Genomic DNA, 14,117 nt, shown 5'->3' with positions numbered 1-14,117 from the left:
ATCATGAGATACTTTTTACAGGTAACTCGCAGAACTGTTTTGCCCGGTATTTTCGCTCTGGGGTGCTGTCAGGCCCCCGCCCAGCTACTGGCCAGTATCAGAGTCCCGCTCATTGACCACCAGACCAACCATGCCCCGACGCCCCTTTTGCTTCGCGATGTCCTGATCCAGTTCAAAGCCCGTTACAACGTTGATATCCTTTTTGAAGACCGCCTGGTCAACAAATCGGTGAATGCTTCCATGATCCAGCCGTCGGCCTCCCTCGAAGAAAACCTGACGCGGATTCTTCAGGTATATGATCTCCGGTTCAAGAAGGTTAAGGAGGGGGTATATGTGATCGTTAAGAACAGAAAATCAAAAGCCAGCACAGACCAGTCGGTTACTTCTGCACTGGAAAACCTGGTGTTTATGCCCGTCTCACCGCTGGGCAGTACATTGTCGCAGGCGGGCTCCGCAGAAGGGCACATTGTGGCCCCGGTTGACAAAACGATCCAGGGAAAAGTAACCGATGAAAAAGGGGAGAGCCTGCCGGGTGTAAGTATTTTGGTAAAAGGAACGCAGAGAGGTACCACTACCGACGCAGAAGGCCAGTATAAACTGGATATTCCTGACGAAACATCCATTTTGATTTTCAGCTTCGTTGGGTACACCCCGCAGGAAGTGGCAGCAGGAAGCCGGAGCGTAGTGGATGTGTCCCTGAAAGCGGGTGACAAAACATTGGAAGAGATAGTGGTAGTAGGATATGGAACGGTGAAGAAAAAAGACCTGACCGGATCGGTAGGTGTGATCAGCAGCAAGGAAGTGAAAGACCTCGGCGTAACCCGTATAGAACAGGGGCTGGCCGGACGGGTAGCCGGTGTACAGGTCAAGGCGGCCTCGGGAGAACCGGGCGCTGCGCCTCAGATCAGGGTAAGGGGGATAGGAAGTATCTCCGCAGGCGTTGGCCCGCTGTATGTGGTGGACGGTTTCCCGACAGACAACATCCAGACAATCAACCCAAATGATATAGAAACCCTTGACATTCTGAAAGATGCCTCGGCGACGGCGATCTATGGATCACGTGGCTCCAATGGTGTGGTGATCATCACGACCCGCAGGGGGAAATCGGGAAAAGCAACGATATCACTGGATACTTACTATGGCTGGCAAAAAGTTTCCAAGGTTCCTAAAATGAAAAACTCGCTCGAACAAGCTAATTTTTTCTATGACGGGATGCGAAACAAAAATCTCGATGCCGGCAAAGATGTAAGCGGCCCTGCAACTTCCTGGTTCACGCCGGTTCCGGCCATCATCATGGACGTGCGGGAAGGAAGAAATACTACCGATGAAAACTCTCTGGATAAAGTGCTTGTGACTGCACCTCAGCGGCAGATCCAGCTCTCGGCCAGCGGAGGCAATGAAAATGTCCGTTATGCGATCAGCGGAGAATATTTCAACCAGGACGGTATCATTATCAACAGTGGTTTTCAGCGGTATTCTCTCAGGACTAACATCGATGCACAACTGACAAAGAGACTATCGGTCAAGCTCAATCTGAATCCTTCGTATACCGATCAGCGTTCCTTGCCTTCGACGGGAGTGAGCGGCGGTACTGCCAGTACCCTGGGCGTGGTGGCGTCTACCCTGCAGGTACATAACTTCCGGCCCCTGTTAAAGCCGGATGGAACGTATTTCAATTACGCCGGACTAGCCGATATGGCTGACATTTACAACCCGCTTGCCATAGCTCAGGAAACCCAGACTTCCCAGAAAGCGCTGCGGTTGCTGGGTAATATCAATGCGGAATACGAGATATACAAGGACCTGAAATTTAATGTGATGATTGGAGGAAGTGTTTTTAACGGAAAAGGCATGTACTTCCGTCCGCAGCGCGCTTACTTTGCCAATGAGCTCGCAAATGGTACCGACAATGGTTCAATGATCTCCAACTGGCTCACAGAATATACATTGAATTATACCAAAAATATCAACAAACATTCTTTGACTGCGCTGGCAGGGTATACTGTTCAGAAAGAACACGGAGAGTCCAATCTGATGAGCAGCAACAAATTTCCGAACAACCTCGTACCCACTTTAAGTGCGACGGGCGGGCTGATCACAAACGGAACTTCTAACATTTATGAATGGTCACTGCTATCTTATCTCGCGCGGGTCAACTACAATTTTGACAGCAAATATTATATCACTACTTCCATCCGTACCGACGGCTCGTCCCGCTTCGGAAGCGAGAACAAATATGGCCTTTTCCCTTCGGTAGCATTGGCCTGGCGGATTTCGGATGAAAATTTCCTGAAGAATGTCCGAGCGATCAGCGAGCTGAAACTGCGCACAAGCTATGGCGAAACGGGAAATAACAACATCGGTAACTATGATCAGTACGGAACGATCGCTTATGAAAACTACGGACTGGGTGGAACGGTAGCTACTGCCATTGCACCGGGCCGTATCGGAAATCCCGGACTGACCTGGGAAAAACAGACTTCCATTAATTTCGGACTCGATGCCAGTTTTCTCAACAATAGGCTGACAGCGTCGATAGACCATTTTCAATCCAGAAATACTGATCTGCTCCTCAATGTAAACGTGCCTAACAATACCGGTTTCAGCACCGCTTTGCAGAACATCGGGGAAGTGAAAAATACAGGCTGGGAGTTTGTAGTGAGTACCGTCAACATAGATGCAGGCTTTAAATGGTCGACGGATTTTAACCTTTCCACTTACCGTAACAAGGTCGTAAAATTGGGTCCGCAGGGTGACCCGATCTACTCAGGAAACAACGTAACGATGATCGGCCAGCCTATCGGGATGTTCTTCGGGTTTCTGACCGACGGTATTTTTAAAACGCAGGCCGAGCTGGATAAAGGACCGATCTATAACCCAACAGGAAGTGACCGGTCGCATGTGGGCGATATCAGGTTTAAGGACGTAAGCGGTCCGGACGGGGTACCCGACGGACGAATCGATAATGTGGACAAGACCATCATGGGTTCGCCCTATCCTGATTTTTACTATGGCATGACCAACCGCGTCAGCTACAAGAACGTCAGCCTGAGCTTTACCATACAAGGGTCGCAGGGAAGCCAGATTTACAATACGTCCAGAGGTGGCGGAAACAGCGGACGCGCCCGTGTGAGAGGCTATGCTTTCAGCAATGACTACTGGAAATCGGAACAGGATCCCGGTGACGGCAAAACACCGAGACCCAACGATACACCTACCGGCGGGGTGCGGCTGCCAAGCCAGTTGTTTCTGGACACAGGAACGTACCTGCGGATCAACAACATTTCCCTCAGTTATGTGCTGCCCGGGAAAATCGTCCAGAAACTGGGACTTAATTCGCTCAGAGTGTATGTGAACACCAACAACCCGGTGCTTTTTACCAAAAACACAGCATTTAACCCCGAGGTGAGCACGACCGAGAACCCATTGACCCCGGGTGTTGAAGCGAATGACTATCCACTGCCGAAAAGTGTGATCATAGGCCTGAATGTGGGATTTTAAAATAACGCATCAAGTAAAAAACTACCGAGATGAAAAAAATAATTTGTATTGCTTCGCTCGCATCCATTCTTACAATGTCATGCCAAAACGATTTTATTAATTTAAACCCAATATCCACCGTCAGCGTCGATGCAGTATATAAAACTGACAAGGATTTTCAGGACGCCGTGGTAGGAGTTTACAGCATGCTGAAGAACCAGTACCAGGATTTCTGGATTTTCGGCGACCTGCGTTCGGACGATTCCTGGCACGCGCTGGGCAATGACGCGTTTTTGATTTCAGTCGATAAATTCAATATGAACGGTGATGCCGCACTGATGATCAATACCTGGCGGAATTACTACAGTGCGATCAACAGGGCCAATCTTGTTTTGTCCAGAATAGAAACCGCTGACCCGGCGGTGGTAACGAACAAAACAAGGCATGTAGCAGAGGCGAAATTCCTGCGTGCTTTTGCCTACTTTGACCTGGTAAGGATATTCGGGGACGTACCGCTGAATACCGTGCCTACCAGCATTGCCGAGGGGTATACCAAAAAACGGGAAAGTGTAGACAAGATCTATGATGAAGTGATCATCAAGGACTTGCTGGAAGCGGAGGCCGGTCTGCCCGAAAAATATACGGGTGTGGATGTCGGCAGGGTGACCAAGGGAGCGGCCCGGGCTATCCTGGGAAGAGTGTACATGACCCGGAAGGATTTTGTGAAGGCGGAAGCCAAACTTCAGGAAGTGACCACCATGGGCTACTCACTTTTGCCGGTCTACAAGGATTTGTTCGACTACACCAAAGACGAGCACCATAGCGAGTATATTTTTGACATAGAATACCAGGATGGTAACCTGGGTGCAGGCAGTGGTTTTTCCAACAAGTTTTTACCAAAATCGGCCAATTCCCTGGCCGAAACATTCTACGGGATCAAAGGCGGTGCGGGTGAACAAAATACGCCTACACTGGCACTGTTCGATTCTTTTGACCCGAAAGACCCAAGACGGGACGTCACAGTTGCCAAAGGTTACACGGATAACAACGGGGTTTTTCAGGGCTTTCTGCAGATCGCGACTTTTACAAAAAAATACCTGGCCGTAACCAATACCCTCCATGATAGTAAGGTAAACTGGAAGGTGATCCGCTATGCCGATGTGCTGCTGATGTACGCTGAGGCATTGAATGAAAACGGTAAATCGGAGCTTGCACTCACTTATCTGAACCAGGTGCGCACACGTGCTGCAATGCCTGTATATGCAAGCATGCCCCAGGACCAGCTGCGTGCGAAAATTTATGAAGAAAGGATATATGAGCTGTCGATGGAAGGAGTGAGGTGGTTTGACCTTGCCCGTACCGACCGTTTGGTCACTGTAATGGGGCCTCTGGGCATGCAGCCTTATCAGGCACTTTTCCCGATCCCGCTGGTTGAAATACAAATCATAAACAATCCATCTGTTTTGCCGCAAAATCCGGGTTACAATTAATTTTCTCAGCAGACCCGCTCCGCAATTATGAAACTAAAAATCAATATGCTGCTCATCCTGCCGCTTCTCCTTTCACTGGGGGAAGTGGAAAAGGGTTACGCACAGAAAAAGACCGGCCCGGCGGCGGTTAACGGTGTAAAATACATCGATCCCACCATCGGAAATGTGGCCCCGCTGCTCAATTCCAACCGGCCGCTCGTTCATTTGCCCAACCAGATGGTTCGGATGTTTCCGAAGCGGCAGGACCACCTGGACATGCAGATCACGGACTTTCCGATGCTTTCCCTCAATATTATTACGCCTCAGGTCATTTTCGGGATCAAGCCTTATCCGGGCGTACTTGCTGATACCGGCTGGTACCGGCGGCTGACTTACGATCATGATTTTGAGACGGTTAAGCCATGGTATTATTCGGTGCGACTTACCGATGATGATGTACTTACAGAATATACGCCGGGAGAAAAAACGGGAATTTACCGTTTCACGTTTCCGGCTGGCGTGAAGAAAAATGTACTGCTTTCGCACTATTATGCCAAAGGCCAGTACACGGTCACCGATGGAAATACGATCACTGGTAAAGAGTTTGTCAACGATGCCAATCACCAGCAAAAAGGCGTCGCTTACATGTATGGCAAGATTTCGGGCCGACCGGAAAGCGGGAAAAAGCAAAATGAAAAAGACTGGGGCCGCTACACGGTGCTGGGTCCTCCCGAAAAACATAAGATCGTGGAAGGGGAGCGTGCCTATTTCAGCTACCCCGAAAACGGCCCGGCTACCATCGAATTCCGCTATGCCATTTCATTCATAAGTGAAGAACAGGCCAGGAAAAACTTCGAGAAGGAACTGACCAACGTAACTTTTGACCAGCTCAAAAACAAAGGGCAGGCGGCCTGGGAAAAGGTGATCGGGCAGATCAAAGTCGAAGGAGGTACCGAGGCTCAGAAACGGAGTTTTTACACGGCACTTTACCGCTGCTATGCCCGTATGGTGGATATTTCCGAAGACGGGAAGTATTTCAGCGGATATGATAAAACGGTGCATGAGGATAAAAGAACGGTTTACACCGACGACTACACCTGGGGCAATTACCTTGCACTGCACCCTTTACGCGCCATTCTGCACCCTGAGAAAGAGGCGGATATGCTGCAATCTTATGTCAATACTTACAAAGAGGAGGGCTGGATGCCTGAGTATCCCAAACATTTCGGCGACCGTCCGGGTATGTTTGGTGCCAAATCGGCGGTGATGTTTTTGGACGCATACCGCAAGGGAATACGTGATTTTGATGTACAATCGGCCTTTGAAGGTATTTTAAAAAATGCTGAAAAATCGACCTTTTTGCCGCACAGGAATGGTCCGAGAGGCGCGCTGGAAGATTTTTATTTTGCCAAAGGATATTATCCGGCCCTGCATCCCGGTGAGGTGGAAACCGACTCTTTGGTGAAACTGAAAAACGGGAAACGCTCGGCGGTGGCAGTCACATTGGGCGCATCCTACGACAACTGGGCGCTGAGTGAGCTGGCGAAAGAGCTGGGCAATCAGGAGATCTACAAACGTTACGCCCCGTATGCACAGAATTATAAAAATCTCTGGCATGAAAAAACGGGCTTTTTCCTGCCAAAAGATGCCAAAGGAAACTGGATTGAAATCGATCCCAAGTTCGACGGAGGCCACGCGGGCAATGATTATTACAATGAAAATAACGGATGGAGCTACCGCTGGAACGTTCAGCAGGATATCAAGGGACTGAGCGATCTGATGGGCGGGGCCGATAAAATGGAGCAGAACCTCGACCAGCTTTTTCGCGAGGGGCTCGACCGGCCGAAACCGGTTTTCTGGGAAAAATTCCCTGACCAAACCGGCCTGATCGGACAATTCGGGATGGGTAATCAGGTTACATTCTTTATTCCTTACCTTTTCAATTACACCAATTCGCCCTGGAAAACGCAGAAGTACACGCGGCTTTTGCTCGATACCTGGTTCCAGGACAATGTGTTCGGGGTGGCAGGGGATGAGGACGGAGGTTCCATGTCGGCTTTCGCGGTTTTTTCAGCCATCGGATTTTTTCCGGTAACGCCTGGTATCCCCAGTTACAGCATCACCAGCCCGCTTTTCAGCAAGGTGACGATCGATCTCCCCGGCGGTAAAACGTTCACGCTGATCGCCCGCAATGCATCCAAAGCCAACAAATATATCCAGTCCGCCACGCTGAACGGCAAGGCGTTGACGTCGCTTTCATTTTCACACCAGGAACTGATGAGCGGAGGAACTCTGGTATTGGAAATGGGCGAGAAAACAGATACGAAGTGGGATATCAAATACTAGCTTTTCAGAATTTTCATTGCAAAACAATTGAGTCATGTTTCATAGTAGTTTAGTCAAAACAGTACTGACAGCCCTCGTGATCAATGCTTTATGTAGTCCGGGTTTCGGCCAGGCGGCGAAAGGGAAGGCCACTGCCACAGGCTTAAAATATATTGATCCTACGATTGGTAACGTAGCGCCTTTGCTGAATACCAACCGGCCGATCGTCCATTTGCCCAATCAAATGATCAGGATGTTCCCGAAACGTCAGGACCACCTGGATATGCAGATCACGGACTTTCCCATGCTGGCATCCAATATCATCACGCCCCAGATGGTTTTTTCTATAAAACCTTCGAAAGGCGCAGTTACCGACACGGCATGGTACCGCCGGCTTACCTACGACCACGATCTGGAAGTGACAGAGCCCTGGTATTATTCTGTGAAGCTCACCGACGACGATATCCTGACGGAATATACTGCTGGCGAAAAAACGGGTATTTACCGGTTTACTTTCCCGGCCGGTGTCGAAAAAAATCTTTTGCTTTCCCATTATTATAAAAACGGGGATTTTGAGTTCCGTGACGGGAATAAAATCGTTGGTACCGAGCATGTGGTCGATATGATCCACGACCAGCAGGGGACGGCTTATATGTACGGCGTTTTTACAGGCAAACCTCAAACCGGCAAAAAGGACGGGGAGAAAGACTGGGGCAAATACACCGTCAGCGGGATTCCTGAAAAACCAAAGAAAATGGAGGGTGAAAGAGCCTTTGCCAGTTATGGTGAAAAAGACGCTTCCGTTGTTGAATTCCGGTATGCGATCTCATTTGTAAGCCAGGAACAGGCCAAGATCAATTTCGAAAAAGAACTGACCGGCGTAAGTTTTGAACAGCTTAAAAACAAAGGAAAAGCTGCCTGGGAAAAGGTGATCGGCCAGGTGAAAGTGGAAGGCGGCAGCGAGGCGCAGAAACGCAGCTTTTACACCGCATTGTACCGTTGCTACGTCAGAATGATCAATATCAATGAAAACGGGACGTATTTCAGTGGTTATGATAAAAAGATCCACGAGGACAAAAAGCCGTTTTATACGGACGACTATACCTGGGGTAATTACCTGGCACTGCATCCGTTGCGGGCAATCCTGGACCCGAAACGCGAGGCTGATATTTTGCAGTCTTATGTGACCATGTACCAGCAAAGCGGCTGGATGCCTGAGTACCCGAGACCATTCGGCGACCGTCCGGGGATGTTCGGTTTCAAATCGTCGGTGATGTTTTTGGATGCTTACCGGAAAGGGATCAGGAATTTTGATGTAAAAACGGCTTTTGACGGTATCCTCAAAAACGCCGAACAGGCTACGATGCTTCCTTTTAGAAATGGTCCCAAAGGTGATCTGGAAGAGTTTTATTACAAAAATGGTTACTATCCCGCATTGCATCCGGGTGAAAAAGAAACCGATGCCTTTGCTTCTCTTAAACCCGGCCAAAAACGGTCTGCGGTGGCGATCACGCTGGGAGATGCCTACGACAGCTGGGCGTTGAGCGAAATGGCAAAGGAGCTTGGAAATAAGGAGGTTAGTGCCAAATATGCGCCAAGAGTTAAGAATTACAAAAACCTGTGGAGTGACAAATACAATCTTTTTATGCCCAAAGATGCCAAAGGAAACTGGATCGATATTGATCCGAAGTTTGACGGCGGGCATAACGGATTTGACTATTACAATGAAAATAATGGGTGGAGCTACATGTGGAATGCCCAGCAGGACATAGCCGGACTGCGGGAGCTGATGGGCGGGCCTGAGAAAATGGAACAGAACCTGGACCAGCTTTTTCGGGAAGGAATGGACAAAAGCAAACCTGTTTTCTGGGAAAAATGGCCAAACCAGACTGGGATGATCGGGCAGTTTGCGATGGGCAACCAGGTGACATTCTTTATCCCTTATCTTTTCAATTATACCAATTCACCCTGGAAAACCCAGAAGTACACCAGGCTGATACTGGACACCTGGTTTCAGGACAATATTTTTGGTGTGCCGGGTGATGAGGACGGCGGCTCTATGTCTTCTTTTGTCGTGTTCTCCGCCATGGGATTTTACCCGACTACGCCCGGAATTCCTCGTTACAGCATCACCAGCCCGGTTTTCAGCAAGGTTACCATTGACTTGCATAATGGTAAAACTTTCACCCTGATTGCCCATAATTCGTCCAGGACCAACAAGTACATCCAGTCCGCAACTTTAAACGGCAAGCCCCTTGCATCATTATCCTTTTCGCACGACGACCTGATCAATGGCGGGACGCTGGTATTGGAAATGGGTGAAAAAACCGGTAAAAAGTGGGCTATGCAGGATTAAGATTGAGGGAAAAATCACTTCTATAAATTAATTGAACAAAACGTATTGATATTTTATGAAATGGACACAGGTTATTGATCCGTTTGGCAACATCATTTTGTCGGTCCTGGTGGCGGCCGTGCCCATAATCTTCATTTTCTGGGCATTGATCATCAAAAAAATGAAGGGTTACCAGGCGAGTTTGATCGCAACAGCCATCGCAGCGCTCATTGCCATTACCGTTTACGGGATGCCGGTGAAGCTGGCGGCATTGTCGATCGGACACGGCGCATTATATGGACTTTTCCCGATTTGCTGGCTGGTGATTATGGCGGTTTTTCTGTTTAATATTACTGTCAAAAGCGGCCAGTTTGAAATTATCAAACATTTTATGGCTTCAATCACCTCCGACAGACGGTTGCAGGCGCTGCTGATCGCGTTTTCATTCGGTTCTTTTCTGGAAGGTACCGCTGGTTTCGGCGCGCCGGTGGCGATTACCGCTGCCATGCTGGTCGGACTGGGATTTGAACCATTGTATGCTGCCGGAATTTGTCTTATTGCAAACACGGCGCCTGTGGCGTTTGGCTCCATTGGTATACCTATTACCGTCGCATCGCAGGTTTCGGGAATTCCTGAGCTGCCTATTTCTCAGATGGTCGGGCGTACGCTGCCGATCTTATCGGTGATATTGCCCTTTTATCTGGTAACGATCATTGCCGGAGTGAAAAAGGCAAAGGAGATCTGGCCGGCCGTGATGGTATCAGGACTTTCATTTGCTTTTCTGCAATGGTTTTCTTCCAATTATCTCGGCCCCGCGCTTCCTGATGTGATCGCAGGATTGGGGTCGATCGTCTGCCTGATGGCATTCCTGCGTTTCTGGAAACCCGCCACGATCTGGCGGTTTGCCAACGAACCCGCTCCGACCTTCAATACTGATGTAACCTATTCCGGCGGGCAGATACTCCGGGCCTGGTCGCCATTTATCATGCTGACGATCATGGTCATAGCCTGGGGAATGCAGCCGATCAAGGATGTGCTGAACACATTGGGTTTATCCCAGTTTGAAGTGCCCGGGCTTCACAATGCGATCCAGGGAGAGGATGGTGTTGTACTTGCCAAGGTTTTCAAATTGAATTATTTGTCTGCGGCGGGGACAGCCATTATGATTGCCGCGCTGGTGGCGATTCCTTTGGTGGGTATGAAATTCAGCGAAGGTGCTGCTGTTTTTATGGCTACACTCAACCAGCTGAAATTTCCGGTACTGACCATCTCTGCCGTTTTGGGTTTCGCTTATATCGTCAATGATTCGGGCATCACGCTTACACTGGCGGCCGTATTAGCTAATACGGGCGTTTTGTTCCCGTTTTTTGCTCCGATGCTCGGCTGGCTGGGTGTTTTCATCACCGGCTCGGATACGTCGGCAAACGCTTTGTTCAGTAAACTTCAGTATGCCACTGCGGCATCCATTGGCGTTGATCCGGTGGTGACTGTGGCGGCGAATGTATCGGGAGGTGTTGTCGGGAAAATGATTTCTCCCCAGTCGATTGCAGTTGCGGCTGCGGCGGGCGATCTGGTGGGTAAGGAATCGCAGCTGTTCCGGTTCACGGTGAAACACAGTTTTATCATGCTCGCAGTGATCTGTCTGATTACCCTGGCGCAGGCATACCTTGTAAAATCGATCATCCCGGTCTACGAAATGCTTGACAGCAAGCAGATGTCGGCTGTCCCGGACGTGTCAAAAGGTTATATATACCTGCTCGGGCTTGTGGCTGTGGTGGTGATCTTTGCCTCCCTGATCTTCATTAATTCAAAGAAAAAAACGCAGGTTCCTGACGCTGTCTGATCATTCACTTTTTTATAAATTTCTGTCGGGAAAACGGATGTTGGCGCATTGCTTTTTCTGAAAAAAACTATCTCTGAAATCTTAATTCAAACATCATGAATCTACGCCATCTTGGATGCCTGACGGCATCTCTGGCCTGGTTGTGCCTTGGTGAGCTGAGCGCTCAGGCTATACAACGGTCCAACGTGCCCGCACCGGCTTTTGAAGTTACGGGCAGTATTTATCCCTGGGAAGTGCATGACGAAGGAATTGATCTCATCCTGGACAATATGACCGGCATTGCGGGGATCAATTCGGTGTATCTGATTGCCGTCATGCATGAAGAACACCGGCCTTTCAACAACGACAAACTGCCCGGTACTTTCAATTTTATCCATAATCCTGTGCGTACCGAATGGGATGCCGAGGACTCCCGCGCTTACTTCCAGCCTAAAATGGAATCATATGGAAAGATCAAACCAATTATGTCGGAACACGCCTGGCTCAATGAAACGGACTGGCTGAAAATAGTGCTCGACAAAGCCCACGCGCGCGGCCTGCGGGCTGGGGTAGAGGTTTCGCATACTTATATCCCGGTGGATTTTATGGCCAAACATCCTGAATACAAGCAGCGGGATATCGAAGGAAAGACCGTTGACCGGCCTTGTACCAACAACCCCGACGTGCGCGAATATCTGGTGGCGCTTTACGGCGATCTTGCCAAGAATTACGATGTGGATTATGTACAGACTTGTATGCTGCTTTTCAGCCGGTCCGATGATCCGGTAAAAGGCGGGACCTGTTTCTGTGAATCCTGCAAGAAAAAAGCAAAAGCGGCGGGGTTTGATATGGAAGCGGCTATACCGATTCTGAAAGACAATCCGTATGCACAACCCCAGCTCGACAACTGGCGCAATTTCAGGAAAGCCAGCACGACCGAGATATACAAACTGGTGACCGACAGGCTTCATCAGGAAAACCCAAAGATCGATTTTCGCCTCAATGACCTCAACGACCGCAGCTCAGGGCTGGTTCTCGAAGATCTGAAAGGCAACATCAACTCAGTCCATTTATCGACACATACCGAGCAAAACGGATATCAGAAAACCGACAGACAATCCAGAATCGCGACCACCCAATATTTTATGGGCAAGGATGTGCCGATTATCCCGGGCGTTCCTACGAGGCTGCTTACGACGGAAGCGATCGTCAAATCAAGCATCAAGATTTCGGTCGACGGAGGTGCGAAAGGAATAGGCGTAAAACATTATGACGGTTCTCCCTATTCCATGTTGCGCGCCGTCCGGAATGGCCTTTCCGAGGCCGGAGTCACAGGGTTCACTCCCGTGATAGGCATGGAAGTGGAAAAAATGGACCTTTCCGGCTACAATCCTGACAAGTTCCTGATCGAGCAATGCGTACAAACCACGGGAACCGGGATTGCAAAAACTGCCTTCGGTCAGCCCACCGGTATTTACGATATTGTTGTATCTTACGCAGACGAAAAAAATGGCCAGGGAAACATTTCTTTGCACATTGGCGGAAAGCAAAAGGCAGCCTGGAAACTGAGCGAAGATGTTGGCTGCTGGCGGAGGAAAACAATTTCAAATGTTAAAATAAAAAACGGCGAGGAAATCAGGCTCACGGGCATTGCGGACGGAAGCGAGACAGCCAAGGTTGATTTTATCGAATTCATACCAAAAACGGCCGTAAAAAAGTGAACCGCTGATCAGAAAGCATTTTATTAACCCAATATTTGAATAATGAATAAAGAGAAAGTAATCGGATGGATTGGCACAGGGTTGATGGGAAATCCTATGGTCAGGCATCTTCTCAATGCCGGATACAAGGTCAATGTCCAGAACCGAACCAAAAGCAAAGCCCAGAACCTGATCGATCTGGGATGCACATGGTATGATACCCACGCAGAAATTGCAGCGAACTCGGACATAATCGTAACGATCATAGGCTCGCCGAAAGACGTTGAGGCCTGCTATTTTGGCGAAGAAGGAGTATTTAAGGGAGTAAAGTCCGGCGCTATCCTGGTTGATATGACAACCACGAAGCCAAGTCTCGCCATCAGAATTGCGGAAGAAGCAGCGAAACATTACGCCCAGGCGGTAGACGCGCCGGTATCGGGCGGGGAAGTTGGTGCGATCAACGGAACATTGTCCATCATGGTCGGCGGCGAAAAGGAAACCGTTGATTCGGTACTTCCTATTTTTGAAACTTTTGGTAAAAACATTGTATACCAGGGTGCCGCAGGCGCTGGCCAGCATACAAAAATGTGCAACCAGATCACCATCGCCGGTACGATCATCGGAGTCTGCGAAGGTCTGATCTATGGAAAAAAAGCCGGGCTTGACCTGAATACCATGCTGGAATCCATTTCCAAAGGCGCTGCCGGTTGCTGGAGCCTGGATGTGCTGGCACCGAAGCTGGTCAGATCGGATTATTCGCCCGGTTTTTCGGTAGATAATTTCGTAAAAGACCTTAATATAGCACTGGAAGAGGCGGATGCTATGAAGTTATCCTTGCCGGGACTTGCGCTGGTCAAGCAACTTTATGTGACCATTCAGGCCATGGGCAAAGGTTCGTCGGGAAACCAGTCACTGTACCTCGCGCTTGAAAAGCTGTCGGCCATGGACACAGTTTAATGCTTTGAAACGATTTTTCATATTTTCAA

Annotated in this window: 7 protein-coding genes; all 7 read left to right on the top strand. The window is 49.2% G+C overall.

All coding sequences use genetic code 11. The annotated features are described in order from the left end of the window. The first annotated feature begins 3 nt into the window (after nucleotides 1–3). Nucleotides 4–3,501, top strand: a complete 3,498-nt coding sequence (locus tag FBF61_RS01850) for a SusC/RagA family TonB-linked outer membrane protein (RefSeq protein WP_138475463.1) — start codon at nucleotides 4–6, stop codon at nucleotides 3,499–3,501. Nucleotides 3,502–3,530: 29 nt separating this feature from the next. After that, complete coding sequence (locus tag FBF61_RS01845; protein ID WP_138475462.1) at nucleotides 3,531–4,970, top strand: RagB/SusD family nutrient uptake outer membrane protein; 1,440 nt, start codon at nucleotides 3,531–3,533, stop codon at nucleotides 4,968–4,970. A 27-nt stretch (nucleotides 4,971–4,997) separates the two neighbouring features. Next, on the top strand, nucleotides 4,998–7,295 hold the full coding sequence (locus FBF61_RS01840) for a GH92 family glycosyl hydrolase (protein ID WP_138475461.1): 2,298 nt from the start codon (nucleotides 4,998–5,000) through the stop codon (nucleotides 7,293–7,295). Between the two features lie 34 nt (nucleotides 7,296–7,329). Then, complete coding sequence (locus FBF61_RS01835; RefSeq protein ID WP_138475460.1) at nucleotides 7,330–9,630, top strand: GH92 family glycosyl hydrolase; 2,301 nt, start codon at nucleotides 7,330–7,332, stop codon at nucleotides 9,628–9,630. A gap of 55 nt (nucleotides 9,631–9,685) precedes the next feature. Then, nucleotides 9,686–11,452, top strand: a complete 1,767-nt coding sequence (locus FBF61_RS01830) for an L-lactate permease (protein ID WP_138475459.1) — start codon at nucleotides 9,686–9,688, stop codon at nucleotides 11,450–11,452. Nucleotides 11,453–11,547: 95 nt separating this feature from the next. Then, a complete protein-coding gene (locus FBF61_RS01825) occupies nucleotides 11,548–13,152 on the top strand; it encodes a glycoside hydrolase family protein (RefSeq protein WP_138475458.1) in 1,605 nt (534 codons plus the stop codon). Nucleotides 13,153–13,194: 42 nt separating this feature from the next. Next, the gene (locus FBF61_RS01820) at nucleotides 13,195–14,088 is read left to right on the top strand and encodes an NAD(P)-dependent oxidoreductase (RefSeq protein WP_138475457.1); all 894 of its coding nucleotides are present in this window, start codon (nucleotides 13,195–13,197) and stop codon (nucleotides 14,086–14,088) included. Nucleotides 14,089–14,117: the final 29 nt, after the last annotated feature.

This window comes from Dyadobacter bucti (assembly GCF_005869225.1).
GTDB classification, from domain to species: Bacteria; Bacteroidota; Bacteroidia; order Cytophagales; family Spirosomataceae; genus Dyadobacter; species Dyadobacter bucti.
The sequence above is the reverse complement of the archived record's forward strand: the minus strand, read 5'-3'. Positions and strand labels throughout refer to the sequence as shown.